The sequence below is a fragment of the uncultured Lamprocystis sp. genome, assembly GCF_903933125.1.
In the GTDB taxonomy this organism is placed as follows: Bacteria; Pseudomonadota; Gammaproteobacteria; order Chromatiales; family Chromatiaceae; genus Thiodictyon.
In genome coordinates this window covers 1-21783 of the sequence record NZ_CAIZIZ010000061.1, presented here as the reverse complement: position 1 = coordinate 21783, position 21783 = coordinate 1, and the positions used below count along the sequence as shown (strand labels likewise).

The 21783-nt window shown below is 63.6% G+C and carries 14 protein-coding genes and 1 pseudogene; 9 read left to right on the top strand and 6 right to left on the bottom strand.

What is annotated here, in order from left to right:
* Nucleotides 1-111: 111 nt before the first annotated feature.
* From QZY03_RS02690 to QZY03_RS02670, 5 genes are read right to left on the bottom strand one after another with little or no spacing between them, the layout of a single operon-like run.
* Nucleotides 112-846, bottom strand: a complete 735-nt coding sequence (locus QZY03_RS02690; RefSeq protein ID WP_295578046.1) for a DUF4150 domain-containing protein — start codon at nucleotides 844-846, stop codon at nucleotides 112-114.
* On the bottom strand, nucleotides 839-1867 hold the full coding sequence (locus tag QZY03_RS02685) for a hypothetical protein (RefSeq protein WP_295578044.1): 1029 nt from the start codon (nucleotides 1865-1867) through the stop codon (nucleotides 839-841). Before QZY03_RS02685 ends, QZY03_RS02690 begins: the two co-directional genes overlap by 8 nt.
* A gap of 7 nt (nucleotides 1868-1874) precedes the next feature.
* Entirely contained in the window at nucleotides 1875-2990 is a 1116-nt protein-coding gene (locus tag QZY03_RS02680) for a DUF2169 domain-containing protein (RefSeq protein ID WP_295578042.1), read from the bottom strand.
* A gap of 35 nt (nucleotides 2991-3025) precedes the next feature.
* Entirely contained in the window at nucleotides 3026-3571 is a 546-nt protein-coding gene (locus QZY03_RS02675; RefSeq protein WP_295578040.1) for a DUF6484 domain-containing protein, read from the bottom strand.
* A 30-nt stretch (nucleotides 3572-3601) separates the two neighbouring features.
* On the bottom strand, nucleotides 3602-5833 hold the full coding sequence (locus tag QZY03_RS02670; RefSeq protein ID WP_295578037.1) for a type VI secretion system Vgr family protein: 2232 nt from the start codon (nucleotides 5831-5833) through the stop codon (nucleotides 3602-3604).
* Between the two features lie 770 nt (nucleotides 5834-6603).
* Here QZY03_RS02670 and QZY03_RS02665 point away from each other — a divergent pair.
* From QZY03_RS02665 to QZY03_RS02625, 9 genes and pseudogenes are all read left to right on the top strand, one after another.
* Complete coding sequence (locus QZY03_RS02665; RefSeq protein WP_295578035.1) at nucleotides 6604-8445, top strand: serine/threonine protein kinase; 1842 nt, start codon at nucleotides 6604-6606, stop codon at nucleotides 8443-8445.
* A gap of 64 nt (nucleotides 8446-8509) precedes the next feature.
* Nucleotides 8510-9754 carry an OmpA family protein gene (locus tag QZY03_RS02660; protein WP_295578033.1) on the top strand — a complete coding sequence of 415 codons (1245 nt, stop codon included), beginning with the start codon at nucleotides 8510-8512 and terminating at the stop codon, nucleotides 9752-9754.
* Between the two features lie 378 nt (nucleotides 9755-10132).
* Complete coding sequence (locus QZY03_RS02655) at nucleotides 10133-10462, top strand: hypothetical protein (RefSeq protein WP_295578031.1); 330 nt, start codon at nucleotides 10133-10135, stop codon at nucleotides 10460-10462.
* Nucleotides 10463-10625: 163 nt separating this feature from the next.
* Complete coding sequence (locus tag QZY03_RS02650) at nucleotides 10626-11702, top strand: HlyD family efflux transporter periplasmic adaptor subunit (RefSeq protein ID WP_295578029.1); 1077 nt, start codon at nucleotides 10626-10628, stop codon at nucleotides 11700-11702.
* Nucleotides 11699-14545 carry a ribosome-associated ATPase/putative transporter RbbA gene (gene rbbA, locus QZY03_RS02645; RefSeq protein WP_295578026.1) on the top strand — a complete coding sequence of 949 codons (2847 nt, stop codon included), beginning with the start codon at nucleotides 11699-11701 and terminating at the stop codon, nucleotides 14543-14545. The genes QZY03_RS02650 and rbbA overlap by 4 nt, the downstream gene beginning before the upstream one ends.
* 2 nt (nucleotides 14546-14547) lie before the next feature.
* Nucleotides 14548-15720, top strand: a complete 1173-nt coding sequence (locus QZY03_RS02640; RefSeq protein WP_295578024.1) for an ABC transporter permease — start codon at nucleotides 14548-14550, stop codon at nucleotides 15718-15720.
* 36 nt (nucleotides 15721-15756) lie between these two features.
* Nucleotides 15757-18115, top strand: a pseudogene (locus QZY03_RS02635) (phosphoketolase).
* Nucleotides 18116-18524: 409 nt separating this feature from the next.
* Nucleotides 18525-19967, top strand: coding sequence for a magnesium transporter (gene mgtE, locus QZY03_RS02630; RefSeq protein ID WP_295578022.1), 1443 nt, complete (start codon nucleotides 18525-18527; stop codon nucleotides 19965-19967).
* A 152-nt stretch (nucleotides 19968-20119) separates the two neighbouring features.
* Nucleotides 20120-21031, top strand: coding sequence for a hypothetical protein (locus tag QZY03_RS02625; RefSeq protein WP_295578020.1), 912 nt, complete (start codon nucleotides 20120-20122; stop codon nucleotides 21029-21031).
* On the opposite strand, the gene QZY03_RS02620 is transcribed toward QZY03_RS02625, so the two are convergent.
* Complete coding sequence (locus tag QZY03_RS02620; RefSeq protein ID WP_295578018.1) at nucleotides 20983-21687, bottom strand: hypothetical protein; 705 nt, start codon at nucleotides 21685-21687, stop codon at nucleotides 20983-20985. The genes QZY03_RS02625 and QZY03_RS02620 overlap by 49 nt on opposite strands.
* Nucleotides 21688-21783 lie beyond the last annotated feature (96 nt).

Sequence of the window (21783 nt, the reverse complement as noted above, 5' to 3'; positions counted from 1 at the left end):
TGACGGCTGGTGTTTTGGTCGACTTCAGACGATACCGCCGGTCTCCCGCTGCCGCCACCTCCGCAGGAGCCGCCGGCCCTGGTCCAGCCCACCCGTGCACAGCGCCCGGCCTCAGGCAAAAATGGCCAAAGTCGAGCTTGCCAGTCCGTTGACATTGGCCGACGAATCGTCGCGGCCTCCCTGCAACAGCGAATTGGGAACAATGTGATGTGCCACTTGAGGTTTGCAGCAGTTGGGAGAGCCCTTCCCCCCATAGGGCACCAGCATACATTTGCGCGCCTGCTGGCACTCAGTACTCCGGCAACACTTCGAGGCGGACATCGTGTATGCCTTTTTTTTCTTGTCATAGCCACAGGCATCCTGCTCACGTTCGCGATCCTCCTTACACTTCTCGTCAATTCCCGGAGTCGCCAGTTCATCAACGAAAGGCCAAGGTCCGCTGTTGCCCGGCATGCTCGCATGGTTGTGCGTCGTCAGGTCAAGATGCCGAACGACATTCTCCCCTTCAAATTTCACGTCCATCGACCAGGCGGTGAAGTACACTTTTCCACGGTTTACGCTGGTCACGACCCCTTTCTTCGCAGCACAGCCCGCTTCGTCACCAGAACTTGTCTTGAAGCAGGACTTGTTCTTGAGCATCACTTGCTGACCGCCGATACTGACGGTCGTCGAACCGTCCGTGGCATCCGAATCCATGCCGGTATTCGGGTAAGGAATCGGGACACCAGGCGGGGTTGCGGGGTTTTCGGGGGGGGTGAAACAAACATCCGGAAATGCACAAATGCTCTTACCGGCCCCGGCCTTACAGGAGACTTCCATGTTGTTTGCGAAGACCTGATTAGCCATGACCGGAACACCGAAGGATCGCGGCGGCCCGTTGGCCTCCATCGTTGCCCATGTGCACGAGGATATCAGGTCCGACAGAGTAGGCCTTTTGCCAGGCGGCACTGGCCGTGGCAGCGATGACAAGGCCCACAGCGGCACCGGCCTCGCCGATGGACTCCGCCGGGTGCCAGAGGTCGAGACATGGCCGGCGCTTGCGCAGGATGCGCGATACTGCCAGTGACGCCTCCTTGAAGTAGTACTGTTCGCCGGAGAGGTCAGTGATTCGGTAGTCCAAGTGATGCATCCCGCAGCCGGCCTCGCTCAATGCCGCGCGGATCGCCGCGGCAAGGCCATCTGCTCGCAGCGGCCGGTCGGAGTCGATGTTGGTCTGCTCGCGACCGAAGCCGATACCGGTGCAGCGCACTTCGGTCGTGTCGCCGGGTCTGCCGACCAGCAGCGCCGCGCCAGCCTCGCCCGGCATGAAGCCATTCGAGTTAGTCGGTGTCAGCAGGCGACCCGCACGGTCGTATACGCTCAATGTCGGCCAAGTCAATAGGCTGTCGCTCGCGGTGATGACCACCTGGGGTACCTTGTCGCTGTAAATGAGCTTGCGTGCCTCGGCGAGCGCCATGGTCGCACTGACTCGGCCATGCGGGATAACGGCTGATCCGACGGCGAATCGCATCCCGAACTCGCTCTCGATGTCAAGCAGTAATTGGTTGTCCAGGCCATCGAGTCGCCCGGGACGCTCCCGTTCAGCCACGCACAACAGGAGCGGGATGGTGGGCCAAGATTCGCGCGGGATCAGGTCCAGACACTCGGCAATCGCCATCGCCGCCATTTTGGCGAGCTTGGTGCGACCACGCCATGGCTGCTCCAGCGGCACTTGATGCGCCATGATCCACTCGCCGTCGCTGCCTATGAAGCGCGTCTCGGTGGGGTTGCTGATCTTCGCGCGAATCGCGGCGCAGGAGGCGGGCGCGGACATGCCGACGCTGGTCACCAGACCGGTGCTCTTGATCGCAATGGGCTGGGCGATCATGACGGTTCTACGCGACGGGCTCGGATTCGGCGGCCGGTTCCGAGTCCGGTTCCGGGGCCAGCGGAATCGGGAAGGCAATCTCCTCGCGCGCCTGCCACCAATCCTGCCCCTTCTTGCCGACCAGGATCTGAGCAATCTCAAACATGTTCTTTTTGAGCGGCCTGGTAATCCGCCAAGTCAGGGTGAATCGCTCCTGATCGGGTTCCAGCACCAGGGTATCGAGGGTCGCCTTGAAGTCTTCCCGGTCGCCGCGCTTCGGAAAGATGTGCACCGGTGCATCGAAGGGCGGGAGGCTGAAGCGGCGGCGCCCGTCTGGGGTCAGATTAATGAGTCCGACCTCAATGGCGCCGGCCGGGGTCTGAATCTGCTGGTCCAGTGGCGCGGCCTGGTAATACTGGTCGTCGAAATCGGGCGGCAGAAAGGGAAAGTCCTCGTCGAGCCAGCGCTGGTCATAGGTGCCGGCGTAGCGGAGCCGCGGCTCCCAGCCGCGACCGATGGGGCCGAACGCCATCGGGAGGTAGTCGCCGTCGGGCCGCGCGATCGGCCGGTTGAGTTCCTCGGTGTTGGGCAGTGGCGCCCCGTCGACCCAGTCACCCTTGAGGTGCCGATGGAATCCCTTACCGACCGGATTGCGCATGAAGGCGGCGTGCTTAGCGGCGTCTTGGTGACGATTGTCGACACCGCCGAAGGCGCGGTCGTAACCGATCGGCATCACGGTGAATGGATGGGGTGCGCTGACGCTCACCCCGGTCGAGGCGACCTGCCAGAGCCGCATGCCGACGGCCGCAAATGACTTGGTGATGCCATTGACCCGCAGGCTGACCGGAACCCGGGTTGCCGGCCGTTCACCCGGTGCATAGGCGCTTCCCAGGAGCAGGATGTCCATCCGTTGCTTGCGCGGCGCGAAGTCCACTTCATAGACCGGCGCTGAAAAACCCGGTGCGCCCGTGAAGGTATCGGCCATGACCAGCGGCAACTGCGCTTCCGCCAGGCGTAGCGATTCGCCCGAGGTCCGCGGCAGGGCGAAGGTGCCCTTGATGACCACGACCAACAGTTCCCGTCCGCTGGGTTCCATACCCATGGTGTAGCCGGCAACCATACGAGTGGCGTTGATCAGTTCCATGGGGGTCTTCCGGGCTTGGCCTCGCTGGTCGCCGCTCAGTTGAGTTGCACCGCGCCGCCCTTGATGCGATTGACGCCCGAGGAGCGGCTGAGGACGTAGGCGCCCTCGATCAGGACCTTGCCGGCCTTGGTGAGGGTGATGCTGGCCTTGCCGCAGCGCAGCACCAGACTCTCCTGCGCGCTTACCACCAGCCGTTCGCCGTCGGCATCGACCTCGACAGCGGCGGGCCGGTCCGGGAGCGGCCAGCCGGCGATGTCACGCAGGACACCCATCACGATGGGCCGGTGCGGATCGGCACCCTCGAACATCAGTGTCACGTGGTGCCCGATATGCGCGCCGTGCAGGTCGATGACGGTGCGTGCGGGAAGTGCGGCATGGCCTGGTTGTCCGGGGTAGCGCACGAGCGGGGTGCGGCCCTCGTCGGTCAGTGCGATCAATTCCCCGACGATCAGGCCGAGGGGCTCGGCGGCACCCGAGCGCTGAGACGTCGGCGCCTGGAGCAGGGGGCTGAGCAGGTCCGGGGCGGAGACCTCCGTGACGCCCGCGGTGGCCAATGTGTCGATCGATAAGCTGTGGCTCATGGTGTAGATCTCAAATCCGAGCGGTTTGCGTCAGTTCTGCAGGATTTTCGAGCCTTTCATCGTGATGTTGCCGGAAGCCTTGGCGTTGATCTTGCCGGATCCCTCGATGGTGATGTCCTTGCCCTTGATGGTGATGGTCCCGTCTTTCTTCATGGTGATGCTGGCGCTGCCGGTTGTGATGGTGATCGAATCGGCGGCGGTGATGGACAGGTTCTTGCCGACCGACAGCCTGTCGTCCTTGCCGATCGAGACGGTGCGCGCCTCCCCGATGGTGACGCTCTCGTTCTTGCCGACATTCCCGGTGCGTCCGCCGCCGATGGTGATGCGCTCGTCTTTGGCGACGTTCTCGGTGCGTCCGCCGCCGATGGTGATGCTTTCGTCTTTGCCGACGTTCTCGGTGCGTCCGCTGCCGATGGTGATGCTTTCGTCTTCGGCGACGGCCTCAGTGCGTCCGCCGCCGATGGTGATACTTTCATCTTTGGCGACGTTCTCGGTACGTCCGCCGCCGATGGTAATGCTTTCGTCTTTGGCGACGTTCTCGGTGCGTCCGCCGCCGATGGTGATGCGCTCGTTCTTGTCGACCGTTTCAGTCCGATTGCCATGGATGGTGATCGTTTCATTATTGTCGACCGTCTCGGTGCGATCATGCTTGACGTGGGTGGTCTCGTCGTGGTCGATGGTCTTGGTGCGGTCGTGACCGACCCAGTGGGTCTCGTCGTTCTCGACCTCGATGTCCTGATTCTTCTCGGCGTGGAGCCAGAGTTGCTCGGCGCCCTTCTTATCCTCGAAGCGGATGGCGTTGGCGTTCGCCCCGGCGCCACCCTTGCTGGAGCGGGTCAGGAGGCCCGATTGCGTCATGTTGGCCGGCAGGTCCCACGGCGGCATCTGGTCGCCGTTGTAGACCCGGCCGGTAATGATCGGCTGATCCGGGTCGCCCTCCAGGAAATCGACGATGACCTCCTGGCCGATACGCGGGATCATCATGCCCCCCCAATTCTTGCCGGCCCAGGCCTGAGCGACCCGCACCCAGCAGGAACTGGTCTCGTCGGCCTTGCCGTAGCGGTCCCAGTGGAACTGCACCTTGACCCGTCCGTATTTGTCGGTCCAGATCTCCTCGCCGGCCTTGCCGACGACGACGGCGGTCTGCGGACCCCGCACTGTGGGTTTGGGGGTGGCGCGCGGCGGCCGGTAAGGGATCTGGGCATCCATGGCGCTGAGGTTGCAGGCAAAGACCGGACCCGGCGGTGCTGAGTCCACCGACCCATAGTCGTCGGAGTGCAGCCGATAACTCGCCGCGACGATGAGATATTCGCCGTTCTGATCGTCCCGCGGATGCTCCGTCAGGGTGAAGAGGCCGCCACAGGCGAGGCCCCGGGCGTTGCCGGCGGCCTCTGCGAGCGCGTGCTCGGCCTGGTGCTCCTCCAGTCGGATGCGGGCATAGCCCTCTCCGTCCGCGGTCTCGATGTAATCGCCCTGGAAGTCGAACACCTCAAGTCCGGCCTGCGCATGTTGCTTGGGAGCACTGCGGCGGGCGAGCAGGTTCTTGCGTGGTGCGGTGAAATCGAAAGCCGTGTGCGCAAAGGCCCCGGGGCGCACCTCGGTGGCGACACTCCAGTCGTTGATGCGCTCCAGGTCGTGCGGCTGGGTCTGGCCCGGGGGAAAATAGACGACCTGTTCGTAACCCGGTGCCGCGGTGTGGGCGCTGCGGTCATCCGCCAGCACCAGGGTGTGCTTGCCGTCGGCCTGTTCATGAAAATAGTAGATACCCTCATGTTCGAGCAGTCGCTGCACGAAGTTCAGGTCGGTCTCGCGGTACTGGACGCAGTAGGTCCAGGGGCGATAGGTGCCGGAAAGCCGTTCAGCGAAATCGGTGAAGCCGTGGTCGCGGAAGACTGACTTGACGATCTCCGGGACCGTCTGGTCCTGATAAATGCGGCAGTCGGAGGTCCGCGACAGGAACCAGATCCAGGGCGCCAGGTTGGCGCGATAGAGGGCATAGGTCCCGGCGAAACCGACATAGGCGAAGCGGTTGACGAAGCCGTTGAAAAAGCGGTGCCCGCCCGAGGCGAGGCGCAGCGAGGCCGTGGCCGGCGTGCCGAGCAGATCCTCGGCGCGGATATCGTGGCGTTCGCTCAGCAGCGCGAGTTCATACTCGAACGGTCGGCTGAGGTGCTCCTCGGCGGCCATGCGCGCGAGCAGCAGCGCATCGGGTCCCAACACGGTGTCGACCGAGATCGATCGGGTGGCTTGACTGGCTGGCATCGGGCGTGTCCGGGTCAATGCTCATGGTTACAGAATGAGGCCTTGCTCATCATTCCGGCCCTAGGGTGGACAAGCACTGGCGCAGTCCACGGAATCCCGCGCCGCCGCTGGTGGACTACGCTAAGCGGCCGTGATCGAAATTCCGGCCAGCGGCTTGCGTAGTCAGGGCTTCCAGCCCTGACGGTATCAGGCCAGGATGGCCTGACTACGCACCCGGCGAGCCCAAGTGGCCGGAATCTTGATCGAGGCCCTGCTGCGCCGCGTGGCCGAAGCCGTGATCAAGGCCAAACGATCACGGTGAAGCGCTGAGCGGAACATTAGACGCCGCGCCGGCTTTTGCCAAGGCGATTATACGCCCGGCGGCGTCAGTACCCCTCGATGATCAGCAGGCGGTCCGGACGCGCCGGGTCACGTGCTGCGGGCGCATCGTCACCGCGTGACCACGGGGGCCTGATGCCCCATGTGCCGCCGTCAGGCCTTGGTCATAAACCCGGCCACCGCGCGATCGGCACGGCGCACAGGGCCCGATCGCCGTCGCCACTGCCACGGCGAAGGTGCCTCGCTTTCTCTCGCGCACCTTGGCGCGCCGGCCTTGTTGCTACCACGGATCGTACCACCCAGTCTCATGCAAATATCTGTTCATATGACAGGAAAGTGACCTATACTTCACCAAGAATACCATATTATAACTGTCGGGTATCTGAGGTACGATAGGAGCCGCGGACCATGATAAGGTATTGATTTTTTGAGTCCCTGTCTACGGAGCCACCATGGCGAATGAAAGCACCGTGATCCAGGAGGGAAACACTGTCATCGTCGACGCCACGCTCCGGCCTCGCACTTTGCTGCTGCACACCTATGAAGTGGAACGGCTGCTGGCGTCGGGAGGAATGGGTGCCGTCTATCTGGTGCGCCATACCGAGTTGGGGACTCGGCATGCAGTCAAGATCATCAAGCCGGAGCTGACCGGCACAGAAAGCGCGGCTGACGTACTGGAGCTCTTTCGGCGTGAAGCAGCAACCCTGAGTGGTATTCGCCATGATGCGGTGGTGAGCTATGAAGGCTTTTTCCGAGATGAGAAGAGGACCTGTTATCTCGTCATGGAGTTTGTTGATGGGCCGTCCCTGTCCCAGGTCCTCAAGCAGCGCGCGCTCTCTATCGATGAGGTTTATCGGCTGCGGGACCGGCTCGCGGGCGGTCTGGAATCGGCGCACGCCCGGGGGATAACCCACCGCGATCTGTCACCAGATAACGTGATCCTGCCAGAAGGCAGGGTAGAGCAAGCCAAACTGATCGATTTCGGAATCGCCAAGTTGGCTAACTCCGCGGCGACCACCATCATCGGGACATCGTTTGCCGGCAAATTGCGTTATGCCGCGCCTGAACAACTTGGCCTGTTCGGCGGTGAGATCAGACCAGTCTGCGATATCTACAGTCTGGGCCTGGTGCTGGCGGCAGCGATCGGCAAGCCGCTCGCCATGGGCGAGTCGCTGGGCACTGCGGTCCTGGCCCGTCAGCAGGTCCCCGATCTATCGCAGGTCGAGGCCGGGCTACGGTCGCAATTGCGGGTGATGCTGCAACCTGACCCGATCAATCGCCCGCAGAGCATGGGTGAGTTGCTACGCCATTGGCCTCGCCCGCAGCAGGACATTCCAGACCTGCGACCGCCGGTTCAGGTGTCGCGCAGGACTTGGCGAGTACCCTTCCGGCTGCTTCTGTTGATCGCGTTCGGCGGTCTTGTGCTGGCCATGAGTTGGCTGATCTACCGGGTGAATGAACAGCCGTCACAGCAAGCGGCAGACCAAGGACCGGAGCCTCTGCCGCTGACCGATGAGCAGCGCGCAGAACAGGCGACGGAACCGGCGGTCTCACAGCCGGCAGCGGCATCTGAAGTGAATGCGGAACCGGCGCGTCCACCGACCCCGGTTCCCCCCCTTCTGCCGGAAATCGCCAGACCCTTACGTGACGTCCTCCCGCACGAAGGCGGCCCGGAGACACCGATGGCGCCGGTCGAACCCGAAGCGGCCCGGTGGACTGAGCCTCGAGATCCTGCTGTCTCCCTTCCTCCCGCGGCGGAGAAGGACAATGACCAAGCGAGCGATGGTCCGAGGCAACCGACCGCGCCTTCGGTGTCAGACCCGTCGCCGGTTACCGAGACCGCACCGGGCGCTGCCGCTGTCCCTGCCGTGAGTGAGCCGCTCAGCGAGGAGCGAGGTGCGCGGCCGACGCAACCGGCAGCGGTGCCCGTTGCCCAACCAGCAGCGCCCGCCGAGCCGCCGGCGAAGAGCCAAGAGCCCCCCCCGGCGCCAGTAGCCTCTCCTTTGATCCCGCCGCCGGAACGCGAGACTAAACCGCAACCGCCATCCCGTCCCGCGGTGGTCACGCCAGTGCCGCCGCGTCGGGCAACGCCCAGCAAGCCGCCAGCTCAATTAAAGCCGAAGCCGACAGTGAAGGAGGTGCCAAAGGCCGCGAAAGCAGTTCCAAAGGCCAACAATCAGCCGCGCCGTTCTGGTCGAGCGGTGCCCGCGCGTTGCGGCAATCTACTGTCAAAGATGCAACTCGGGGAGCCCTTGTCAGCCTCGGATAGAGCGTTATTGAAGGAGTGTCGATGATGCACTGACGTTGAGACTTTCGGATCGCTTGTTCTCATCAACCACCAGTTGGAGCAAACATATAATGATTGACCAAAAAACTCATCAGGCAAGGTGCGCACCTCATCTGTTGGCATTGACCCTGATCGTGTCCCTGGCTGGATGTGCGGTTCCTCCTGGCGGGCCTCCGACCGCCAGTCCGGCACCTCCAATAACGGCGATCCCATATAGCGACGCCGTTTTAAAGGCGGCCAATGGTCTGTTCGCCAAGGCCGCGTCGCCGTTGACCGGGTCCGGAACGGCAGTGAGGAAGATGCTGGTAATCGACCCTCTGATTGACGGGGCAACGGCGGTACAATCGACCGCGACGCAGTCCATGGAGGCACGCATCGTCGATCTCGTCAAGGCAAAATACCCACAATTCGATGTGCAGCCATTCACGGCGTCCAATGTAGCGAAATCCCCGCTCGTCTTCATTGGAACCTTCACCCCGGTCAATCAGCAAGGAAATACCGCCGGGGTGCGCGAGGCTTTCCGCATCTGCCTGGCGTTGCTCGACATCAAGTCCGGAAAAATAGTCTCCAAGGCCAGAGAATTCGCGCAACCGGAGGGTGTCAATATCACACCAACCAAGTTCTTCAAGGACAGTCCAACCTGGGCGCCGGACCCAGCTACTGAGGGTTATATCAAGACCTGTCAGGGAACCAAACCTGGTGACCCCATCAATCCGCTCTACTGGGATCGTATCATGGCCGCGGGCCTGATCAATGAAGCGATTGACGCGTATGATAACGGTCGGTACCAGCAGTCGCTGGAGCTTTACCAACAGGCGCGCCGATCCGTTGGCGGCGATCAATTGCGGGTACTCAATGGACTTTACCTCACTAACTGGAATTTGGGTCGGCGCGGCGAGGCAGCCCAGGCGTTCGCGCAACTCGTCGATTTTGGTCTCACCAATAATCGCCTGGGGGTCAAGTTCCTGTTCAGGCCCGGTTCGACCGAACTGGTCGGCAATCGGCAGGTCGCGGGGCAGTATCCGATGTGGTTGGGACAGATCGCTCAGCGGACAGCCCAGAGGCAGGGCTGTCTAGAGGTGGTCGGACATACGAGCCGCACGGGTCCCGAACCGATCAACGAACGCTTGTCATTGCTGCGAGCGCAGCAAATCAAGCAGCGCTTGGAAGCTGACGCACCGACCCTGAGCAGCCGAACGATAGCGAGCGGCATGGGATCGCGGGAGACGCTTGTCGGTATTGGCACCGATGATGCCCGTGACGCCCTTGATCGGCGGGTCGAATTCAAAGTTCTTGATTGCGCTACTCCCAAGTAGCCTTGGTACTGGATTCCGGCCTCATTGTTGGAACGATGGAGGTCTAATGTCGCACTTTCCTCGCTTTTCTTTCAGGGCGGTCGGAGTCCAGTGACACGATGCGCGTCCAACTGGCGGCGTCAAGCGGAGTTAGGGTGCGCTATTGCGCGCTACGCTGGTGGGGCCTGGAGATCGTCCAGGTACCACCAACGCCCGATGTTGCGCCTTCGGCACATGCCGTAAGCGGGCGCGTCGCCACTCGGCCAGGTCCGGTTCAGATCGTGGCACTCTAGGTACGGTACCGAACGGACGGCGCAACACTGTTCGGCTAAGGTCACTTCAAGTTCGCCTATCCACAGGGCGCTCTCAATGCCCTCGTCCATATTGGAGAAACAGGCCATGTTCACGAAGCAACGCATACTTTCATCCGTTACCGCACTCACCCTCGCCCTGTCCGGCCCACTCTTCGCCCAGACTGCCTCAGACCAGGCCAAGGCCGCGGCGGCGGTCCAGGAGCGGGCGGATAGGGCGACTGACACGGCGCAAGGGCAGCCACCCGGCACGGCGGAGCAGAACAAGCAAACCTTGGTGGACGAGGCCACCGCCGCCGATACCAAGGCGCACGCCTATCCCACCGAAGCCAACCGACAGGCCCGCGATGAGGCTGAAGCCGCGGCCGCGGCAGCCGCCGGGATGCCGCAGCCGATGGATCAAACGGTGCCCCGCTGAGGCGCGCCGGGCCGGCGCCGCGGGGGTGGGCCACGCAGGCGCGGCCTGAGTTCCTCACCACCACGCGGCGTCGGCTGTGCCATTGATCGGCCGGCCATTGCGCAATGGCCGGCGTTGAGAATGGACTGAAATCGCAGCAACCAGGACTCAGGGTGCAGTTTCCATGATGACTCCCGCGTTCAAGAAACAACTGGCGCTGGCCGTCGGTGCCGGCGCTGCCGTGGCGATCGCGGCCCTGGCCTGGTTCGCCCTGCAACCCGCGGGCTTGGGTGTCGCCTTCGTCCAGGGCAATGGCCGTATCGAGGCGACCGAGATCGACGTCGCCACCAAACTCGCCGGGCGGGTGTTGGAGATCATGGTCAACGAGGGCGACTTCGTGCAGACCGGGCAGCCGCTGGCCCAAATGCAGGTCGATGTGCTGGATGCGCAGCGCGATGAGGCGCGTGCCCAGTCCCAGCAGGCGGTTACCGCGGTGGCCAGCGCCCAGGCCGAGGTCGCCGTGCGCCGCAGCGACAGTACCGCCGCCACGGCGATGGTGGGTCAGCGCGAGAGCGAACTGGATGCGGCAGAGCGGCGCCTGGCGCGCTCCGAGACGCTGGCCAAGAAAGGCGTCACCGCGCTCCAGGTTCTCGACGACGATCGCGCCCGGGTGCACGGTGCACAGGCGACACTGAGCGGTGCCGAGGCCCAGGTGGCCGCGGCCGACGCGGCGATCACGGCCGCCGAGGCGCAGGTGGTCGGTGCCGATTCCGGGGTAACGGCGAGCGAGGCGACCATTGCGCGCGTCGAGGCCGATATCCAGGACAGTCTGCTCAAGTCGCCGCGTGACGGCCGTGTGCAATACCGGGTCGCGCAGCCCGGCGAGGTCCTGGGTGCGGGCGGCAAGGTGCTCAATCTGGTCGATCTCAGCGACGTGTACATGACGTTCTTTCTGCCCGAAACGGTGGTCGGCCGGGTGGCCCTGGGCAGCGAGGTCCACCTGGTGCTCGATGCCATCCCGCAGTACGTGATTCCGGCCCGGGTGTCCTATGTCGCCAGTACCGCGCAGTTCACACCCAAGACGGTGGAGACGGCCAGCGAACGGCAGAAGCTGATGTTCCGGGTCAAGGCGCAGATCGACCGCGAGCTGCTGCTAAAACATCTGAAGCTGGTGAAAACCGGTCTGCCGGGACTGGCCTGGCTCAAGCTTGACGCACAGGTGCCCTGGCCGGCCAACCTGGCGATCAAGTTACCGGAATGACCGGCCAGGCGCCTTTATCCGGCAATCCGGAAAGTGGGGATGCTGCGTCGCCGACCGACGGTTCACCGGGGCGGGACACCCCGGCGCCCGTCGCGGGTCTGATCGGAGTCAGCCTGCACTATGGGAAGATCGCGGCACTGGACGACATCACATTGGATCTCCCGGCCGCACGGATGGTCGGACTGCTCGGCCCGGACGGCGTGGGTAAGTCAAGCCTGCTGGCGCTGTTGGCCGGCGCGCGCGCCGTGCAGCAAGGCCGGGTGCAGGCGCTGGGCGGCGACATGCACAGCAGCCGCCATCGTGCGCGGGTGTGCCCGCATATCGCCTACATGCCCCAGGGCCTGGGCAAGAACCTCTATCCCACTTTGTCGGTGGAGGAGAACCTTCAATTCTTCGGCCGCCTGTTCGGCCATCCGGCGATCGAGCGCCGCCGCCGCATCGATGCACTGACGGCAAGCACCGGGCTGACCGCCTTTCTGACCCGTCCGGCCGGCAAACTGTCGGGCGGCATGAAACAGAAGCTCGGCCTGTGCTGTGCTCTGATCCACGACCCGGACTTGTTGATCCTGGACGAGCCGACCACCGGTGTCGATCCGCTGGCCCGCGCCCAGTTCTGGGACCTGATCGCCGGCATCCGCACCGAGCGCCCCGGCATGAGCGTCATCGTCGCCACGGCGTACATGGACGAGGCCCAGCGCTTCGACTGGCTGGTTGCCATGGACGCCGGCCGCGTCCTGGCCACCGGCACCCCCGCCGAATTGCTCGCGCGTACCGAAACCGACTCGCTGGACGCCGCGTTCATCGCCTTGTTGCCGGAGGCGCGGCGGCGCGGCTACCGGCCGGTAACCATCCCGCCGTTGGTGAACGCCGACCCGACGACTGGGGCCGACATCGCGATCGAGGCGACGGACCTGACCATGCGCTTCGGCGACTTCACCGCTGTCGATCACGTGAACCTGTCCATCCGCCGCGGTGAGATTTTCGGATTCATCGGCTCGAACGGCTGTGGTAAGTCCACCACCATGAAGATGCTGACCGGTCTGCTGCCGGCCAGCGAGGGTCAGGCGTCCTTGTTCGGGCGTGCGGTCGACCCCAAGGACATCGCCACCCGGCGGCGCGTCGGCTACATGTCGCAGGCCTTCTCGCTCTATTCGGAATTGTCGGTGCGCCAGAACCTGGTGCTGCATGCACGTTTGTTCCAGATGCCGGAGACCGAGATCCCGGCGCGGGTGGACGCGATGGTCCAGCGCTTCGGCCTGAATGATGTGCTCGACGCGCTGCCCGACACCCTCCCGCTGGGCATCCGCCAACGCCTCTCCCTGGCCGTGGCCATGGTCCACCAGCCTGAACTCCTGATCCTCGATGAACCGACATCGGGTGTCGACCCGATCGCACGCGACCGTCTATGGCAATTGATGATCGACCTGGCACGCAATGATCAGGTCACGATCTTCATTTCCACTCATTTCATGAACGAGGCCGGGCGCTGCGACCGGATCTCGCTGATGCACGCCGGGCATGTGCTCGTTACCGATGCCCCGGCTGAACTGGTGCGGCAGCGCGGCGCCGCCACGTTGGAGCAAGCCTTCATCGGTTTCCTGGAAGACGCTGGAGCGCGCGGCGACACGTCGGCTGCCCCGCCGCCGCTTCAATCGGTCCCCTCCGCGACGCCGGCGGCGCCCAGCGACGGTCAGGTGAAAAAGGTCCCCAATCCGTTCTTCAGTCCGGCCCGCGCCTGGAGCTATACCCGGCGCGAAACGCTGGAACTGCAGCGCGACCCGGTGCGCGCCACCATGGCGCTTCTGGGCACCGCCATCCTGATGTTCGTCTTCGGCTACGGGATCAGTCTGGATGTGGAGAACCTGAGCTACGCGGTCCTGGATCGCGACCAGACCGGGTTGAGCCGTAACTATGCCCTGAACCTGTCGGGCTCGCGGTATTTCATCGAACGTGCGCCGCTCGTCGACTATGCCGACCTGGACCGGCGAATGCGGGGCGGCAAGCTCGCCCTGGCCATCGAAATCCCCTCCGGCTTTGCACGCGACCTGACGCGCGGGCATCAGGTGCAAATCGGCGCCTGGGTGGACGGCGCCATGCCGGTGCGTGCCGAGACGGTGCGCGGCTATGTGCAGGGCATGCACCAGGGCTGGCTGCTGGAACAGGCCGTGCACCGACTCGGCCAGAGTGCCGCGGCCGCTCCCGCGACCATCGCGATCCGCTTCCGCTACAACCCCGACGTCAGAAGCCTGCCGGCGATGGTGCCGGCGGTCATCCCCATGCTGTTGCTGATGATTCCGGCGATGCTCGCCGCGCTATCGGTGGTGCGTGAAAAGGAGCTGGGCTCAATCATCAATCTCTATGTCACCCCGGTCACGCGCAGCGAATTCCTGCTCGGCAAGCAATTGCCCTACATCGTGCTGGCAATGCTCAACTTCGCCCTGATGACGCTGCTGGCCGTCACCGTCTTCGGTGTGCCGATCAAGGGCAGCCTGTTGGCACTGAGCGCCGGAGCACTGCTCTTCGTGATTTTCTCGACCGGCTTCGGGCTCTTTGCCTCCACCTTCACCCGCAGCCAGATCGCGGCGATGTTCGTGGCGATCATCGGCACCATGATCCCGGCGATCCAATTCGCCGGCATGTTGAACCCGGTCTCCTCACTCGAAGGCGTGGGTGCGGTCATCGGCCGTCTCTATCCGGCCTCGCATTTCCTCACGATCAGCCGCGGCGTCTTCAACAAGGGGCTGGATTTCGTCGGTCTGGAGGCCTCGTTCTGGCCGTTGCTGCTGGCGGTACCGGTGATCCTGGGCCTGTCGATCGTCCTGTTGAAAAAGCAGGAGACCTGAGCATGCCGCAAGCCGATCCTGGCTCCAGTCGAATCGCCGGTTCGACGCTGCGCCGCAGCGCGGCGACGATCTACCGCTTGGGGATCAAGGAGCTATGGAGTCTGGCGCGCGACCCGATGATGCTGGTGCTGATTGCCTATACGTTCACGGTCTCCATTTATGTCGCCGCCACGGCGATGCCGGAAACCCTGCACAAGGCGCCGATTGCCATCGTCGATGAGGACGGCTCACCGCTGTCGCAGCGAATCAGCGCGGTCTTTTATCCGCCGCGCTTCGATCCCCCGGCGATGATCTCACCGAACGGCATCGATCCGGGCATGGATGCCGGCGATTACACTTTCGCGCTGGATATCCCCCCGGATTTCCAGAGCGATGTGCTCGCCGGCCGCGCGCCGGCCATCCAGCTCAATGTAGATGCCACCCGCATGAGCCAAGCCTTCACCGGCAGTGGCTATGTGCAGCAAATGGTACTTGCCGAGGTCACTGAATTCGTCCAGCGTTACCGCGGCAGTGCCCCCTTGCCTGTTGAATTGGCTCTGCGCATGCGCTTCAACCCCAACCTGGAGCAGTCCTGGTTCGGCGCCCTGATGGAGATCATCAACAACGTGACCTTGCTGTCGATCATCCTGACCGGCGCGGCCCTGATTCGCGAGCGCGAGCACGGCACCATCGAGCATCTGCTGGCAATGCCGGTAACGCCCGCCGAGATCATGCTGGCCAAGGTCTGGTCGATGGGTCTGGTGGTGTTGCTCGCCGCCGCGGTGGCCCTGGTGTTTGTCGTACAGGGCGTATTACGTATTCCGATTGAAGGCGCACTGGCGCTGTTCCTGGCCGGCGCGGCGCTGCATCTGTTTGCCACCACGTCGATCGGCATCTTCATGGCCACGCAGGCACGCTCGATGCCGCAGTTCGGGATGCTGGCGGTGCTGATTCTGCTGCCGCTGCAATTGCTCTCGGGCAACTCCACGCCGCGCGAGAGTATGCCGGAGCTGGTGAAGTACATCATGCTGGCCGCACCCACCACGCATTTTGTCGCGCTCGGTCAGGCGATTCTTTACCGCGGCGCCGGCATCACTGTCGTCTGGCCGCAATTCCTCGCGCTGGCCGGGATCGGCGCGGCCTTTTTCACAATTGCGCTCAGCCGCTTTCGCAGGACCATCAGTCAGATGGCGTGACCCTGCACCGAAATTGACCCATTGGAACACTGCGACATGACTACCAAGACCAAGCCGCTCGATCCGGAACTGCTGCGCAAGATGCACGCGTATTGGCGTGCGGCGAACTATCTCTCGGTCGGACAGATCTATCTCTACGATAACCCGCTGCTGAAAGAGTCGCTCACCCAGGCACATATCAAGCCGCGCCTGCTCGGACACTGGGGCACCACGCCGGGCCTGAGCTTTATCTACGTGCATCTGAATCGCGTCATCAAGGACCAGGATCTCAGCATGATCTACATTGCCGGACCGGGTCATGGCGGTCCCGCATTAGTAGCGAACGCCTATCTGGAGGGCACCTATAGCGAGGTCTATCTGAACATCGCTCAAGACGAGGAGGGAATGCAGCGGTTGTTCAAGCAGTTCTCTTTTCCTGGCGGCATCCCCAGTCATGTCGCGCCCGAGACACCCGGGTCGATCAACGAGGGCGGCGAGCTGGGTTATTCGCTGTCGCACGCTTACGGTGCGGCCTTCGACAATCCGGACCTGATCGTTGCCTGCGTGGTCGGCGACGGCGAGGCGGAGACCGGGCCGCTCGCCACGAGCTGGCACTCGAACAAGTTTCTCAATCCGGTCCATGACGGCGCCGTACTGCCCATCCTGCATCTGAACGGCTACAAGATCGCCGGCCCCACGGTGCTGGCCCGCATCCCGCGCGACGAACTGGAAGCCTTGTTCCGCGGCTATGGCTATACGCCCTATTTCGTCGAGGGCGACGATCCGGCACAGATGCACCAACTCATGGCCGCCGCGCTCGACACCGTGATCGCTGACATCAAGCGCATCCAGAACGACGCCCGCACCCTCGGTTTCAAGACCCGTCCACGTTGGCCCATGATCATCCTGCGCTCGCCCAAGGGCTGGACCGGTCCGTGTGGACGGCAAGGCCACCGAAGGGACCTTCCGCTCGCATCAGGTGCCGATGGCCGACATGACCCATCCGGGGCATCTGGAGATACTGGAAGACTGGCTGAAGAGCTATCGTCCGGAGGAGTTGTTCGACGCCACCGGTCGACTGAACGCCGAGTTCGCGTCCCTGGCGCCGCTGGGCGAGCGGCGCATGAGCGCCAATCCGCATGCCAATGGCGGGCTGCTGCTGCGCGACCTGCGGATGCCGGACTTCAGCGACTACGCGGTGGACGTCCCGCGGCCGGGTGCCGTGGACGCTGAGGCCACCCGGGTCCAGGGCGAGTTTATCCGTGATGTGGTGAAGCTCAATCCGCAGACTTTCCGCGTCTTCAGCCCGGACGAAACGGCATCGAACCGCTGGGGCGCGGTCTTTGAAGTGACTGACCGCTGTTCGACCGGGCAGATCGTCCCCGGCGACGATCATGTCGGACCGGACGGCCGGGTGATGGAGATGTTGAGCGAGCATCAGTGTGAAGGCTGGCTCGAAGGCTATCTGCTCACCGGCCGCCACGGCTTTTTCTCCTGCTATGAGGCATTCATCCACATCGTCGATTCGATGTTCAACCAGCATGCCAAGTGGCTCAAGGTCTGCAATCACATCCCCTGGCGCCGATCCATTGCCTCGCTGAATTATCTGCTGTCATCTCACGTCTGGCGTCAGGACCACAACGGCTTCAGCCATCAGGATCCCGGTTTCATCGACCATGTCATCAACAAAAAAGCGGAGGTCATCCGTGTCTATCTGCCGCCCGATGCCAACACCCTGCTGTCGGTGACCGACCACTGTTTGCGCAGCCGCAATTATGTGAACGTCATCGTGGCCGGCAAACAGCCCGCCCCTCAGTGGCTCGACATGGATGCGGCCATCAAACACTGTACGGCCGGCATCGGCATCTGGCCCTGGGCCAGTAACGATCAGGGCAGCGAACCGGATGTCGTCATGGCCTGCGCCGGTGATGTACCGACGCTCGAAACCCTGGCCGCGGTCGCGTTGCTGCGGACCCACTTTCCCGAACTCAAGGTGCGGGTGATCAACGTAGTCGATCTGATGAAGCTCCAGCCGCAGCGCGAGCACCCACACGGGTTGAGTGATGACGCGTTCGATGTCCTCTTCACCACGGACAAGCCGATCATCTTCGCCTATCACGGCTATCCCTGGTTGATCCATCGGCTCACCTACCGCCGCACCAATCACGGCAACCTGCACGTGCGCGGTTACAAAGAAGAGGGCACGACCTCCACGCCCTTCGATACCGTGGTGAGGAACGAACTGGATCGCTTTGATCTGGTCGCCGACGTGATCGATCGCGTACCGCAACTCGGCCCCAAGGCGGCCTATGCCAAACAAGCCATTCGCGACAAACTGATCGAACACAAGCAGTACATCGCCAGGCACGGCGAGGATTTGCCGGAAATCCGGAACTGGAAATGGCAGGGAATCTGACAAGCCAGGGGTACCGGTGTCGGACCAGGCCGCCGTGGCGCTGACAGCGCTCAAGGACAGGGAAGATACGCCAGTTGCCCTGCGCGACGGCCGGCAAGGCTTTCCTTGTTCAAGGAGACCGACGCGACCGTCCGGCCCGGATTGGACAGCATTACCGGGAGGCCGGGCATCCGCACCAACGTCGCCAAGCGTACCCGCGAATTCAGGACGGCGCCTAGCCTCAGGCGTTGAGCAAGATCCCGGACGATGTCGCGATTTCCCCGCGACTCACCGTGTTCGAGCGCCGGTCATTGCTCACGCCAGGGCGCTGCGCCCACCGATGCATCTCGCCATGCGGTAGCCGATTCCATTAGAGTGCGGCCCTGAATCCCCTCCTCCGTTCGCCACCCCCAGACTCGGCACCGCACGCATGAATGAGCAGAAGCCACCTGATCCGGATGCCCTGCATCACCACCTGCACGACGTCCAGGATCTGCTGTCGCGTCACCGGCTGGTCGAGACGTTGGTCCAGCGCCAGCACGTGCCGCATCAGGATTTAGTGGAATCCATCACCTCCCGGCAAGCCCTGGCGCGGCTGAGGCGCAAGCTCGATCGCCTGCATCCCGCGGACATCGCCGAGATCCTCGAGGCGCTGCCGCTCGACGACCGCCGCTTCATCTGGGATCTGGTGCGCGCGGACAAGGATGGCGAGATTCTGCTGGAGGTCTCGGATGCCGTCCGCGCCACCCTGATCGAGCGCATGGACCCCGAGGAGCTCAAGGCCGCGGCGGAAACGCTGGACGCGGACGAACTGGCCGACCTGGCTCCCGACCTGCCGCCGGAGGTGATGCAGGATGTCTTCGATTCGCTCGACCAGGAGGAGCAGGAGCAGGTCCGGGCCGCCATGTCCTATCCGGAGGGGACGGTCGGTGCCCTGATGGACTTCGATATGGTCACCGTGCGCGAGGACGTGACCCTGGAGGTGGTGCTGCGCTACCTGCGCCGGTTCGAAGCCTTGCCCGATCATACCGACAAGCTGTTCGTCATCGACCGTGAGGAACGCCTGCGCGGCATCCTGACGCTGGAGTCCTTGCTCATCAATGAGCAGGATTTGCTGGTCTCCACGGTCATGAAGGGGCAGTCGCTGATCACCCTGGCCCCGGAGGACGACGCCGGGGACGCTGCCAAGGCGTTCGAACGCTACGACCTCATTTCAGTGCCGGTGATCGACGCGGAGCGGCGGGTGCTTGGCCGCGTCACGGTCGCCGACATGGTCGACCAGATCCGCGAGGAGTCCGAAGCGGAAATCCTGAGCAGCGCGGGTCTGCGCGAAGAGGAAGACATCTTCGCACCCATCATTCGTTCGGTGCAGAATCGCTGGGCCTGGCTGGCGATCAATCTGATCACGGCCTTTGCCGCCTCGCGGGTGATCGACCTGTTCGAGGGTTCGATCGAAAAGCTGGTAGCCCTGGCGGCACTGATGCCGATTGTCGCCGGCATCGGCGGCAATGCCGGCAATCAAACCATTACCATGATCGTGCGGGCGATCGCCATGGGCCGGGTCGACCCCAGTGCCATGTGGCGGCTGCTGGCCAAGGAACTGGGCGTCGCCATGATCAACGGCATCGTCTGGGGCGGCGTGGTTGGGCTCCTCGCCTGGTGGCTCTACCAGAACCCCTACCTGGGTTTGGTGATGACCGGCGCCATGACGCTCAACCTGCTGCTGGCCGCCACCGCGGGAGTCCTGATTCCGCTGATCCGCCAGCGGCTTGGCCGCGATCCGGCGCTCGGCAGCTCGGTGCTGGTCACCGCGCTGACCGATTCCGGCGGATTCTTCATCTTCCTGGGACTCGCGACCCTGTTCCTGCTCTAAACCGCGTCCAACGCGGTATGCGATGTTTTTGGATAAGATCGGCCCCGGCAGACTTGACGATTGCTGGAGCTGGCGCGGTTTACAGATTTAAAAAAGATACATTTTAAGACGCGGTTTAGCCATCGCGTATGAAATCCACACGAGGCGTTCCGATGCATCCATTGACTACTATCTGGTTTGGGGTGATTTTTCTCTTCGTCTCGTCCGGGGGCCGGGCGGCAGAACCGCCGGCCAAACCCTGGGGTCTGTCGATCGAGGCGCTGGGCGCTCACCAATTCAGCTCGGACCTCGATGGCGGCGGCACCGTCGCGATGGATGAAACGGCGCTGCGCATCGGGGTCTCCCGGCGCCTGACGCCCAGTCTGCGGCTCGGGCTGAACCTGGGTTACGCTGAGTTCGCGTACGACTTCACCGCCGGTGCGCAGGAACTCGTTGCTGCCGCGCCCTGGTCGACCATCCGCAGCGCCCGGGCGGGGGTCAGCCTGAACGCTCGCCTGGGGGACCGGTGGACCCTGTTCGTTCTGCCGAGCATGCGCTGGGCCGCGGAGGACGGGGCCGCGCTGGATGACGGGGCGTTCGGCGGGGTGCTGGCCGCCGCCAGTTACCGGGTCAGCGACCGCTTGACCATCGGCCCTGGGTTCGGCGCCTTCTCCGAGATCGAGGGTGACGCCAGTGTGTTCCCGATCCTCGCGGTGGACTGGAAAATAACCGACACCCTCAGTCTGAACACCGGCGGCGGTCTCGCGGCCAGCCGCGGGCCTGGCCTGGCCCTGGAATGGCGGCCCGCGGACGCCTGGACCCTCAGTCTGGGTGCGCGTTATGAGAACGAGCGCTTTCGCCTGAACGATCAGGGTCCGGCCCCCAACGGCGTGGGCCAGGACAGATCCATCCCCATCTACCTGGGCGTCGTGCGCACCCTCGGGCGCTTCGTCAGTCTGAGCCTGGTCGCCGGAGCCAAGACGGCGGGCAACCTGCGACTGGAAAATGCCCAGGGCGACAAACTGGCGGATGCGGATTACTCCACGGCACCCTTTGGGGGCGCGACGCTGAAGGTTCGCTTTTGAGTGATGAGGAAGCGTCGATCCGCCTCTTTCTCGATGAGTTTGGCGAGACACTTGCGCAATTTCGGGATCGCCATGAGCGCGTGAAAACTGCGTTTGCGGCAGCCCTTGACGACTGAGGACGGATCGAAATAAGCCTTGGCGTTGCCAACCGTGAGCACGAATGGGGGGTGGCCGTTGCGACACAGCAGGCAACTCATCACCAGGGCACCGGTACGGTGGTTTCCTTCGATGAAAAGTTGGGGCGCCGAGAGCATCTGAATATAGGCACCGGCCGCGCGCCGCCAGACGCTCTTGCCGCGCTGGTCGGCCATGGCATTCATGAAGGCGCGCGCGCCGCCGGGGTTGGTATCATCGTAATAGCGCTGCTCGGTCTCACGAACGTGCCGGGCACATTCCTCATAGGCCAGATCGCGAGTTCCGCACAGCACCAGGTAATTGAGCTGCAAAAGGTGTTTGGAGTTGCCGAGCGCGAATGGGTCCAAGTCCGCCGCGAGCAGCGAGTCGACGTACTCATAACCCGCCAGCAGGTTGTCCAGCACCTCGTCCCGCAGCGGGTCGCGCGGACTGTCCAGGGTGGCATTGATCCGCGCGAAGTCCCGCTGCACCGCGCGCAGGGAGGATTCGATCTCCGGCAGATTCAGCCGCGGTTTCGCCAAAGCTCGCTCCGTGGAACAGTGATCCATCAACATCAGAAAAGACCCGTTTGGAATCCAAGGCTTCAGCCGCGGACGGTCCGCACAGCGGACCCTACG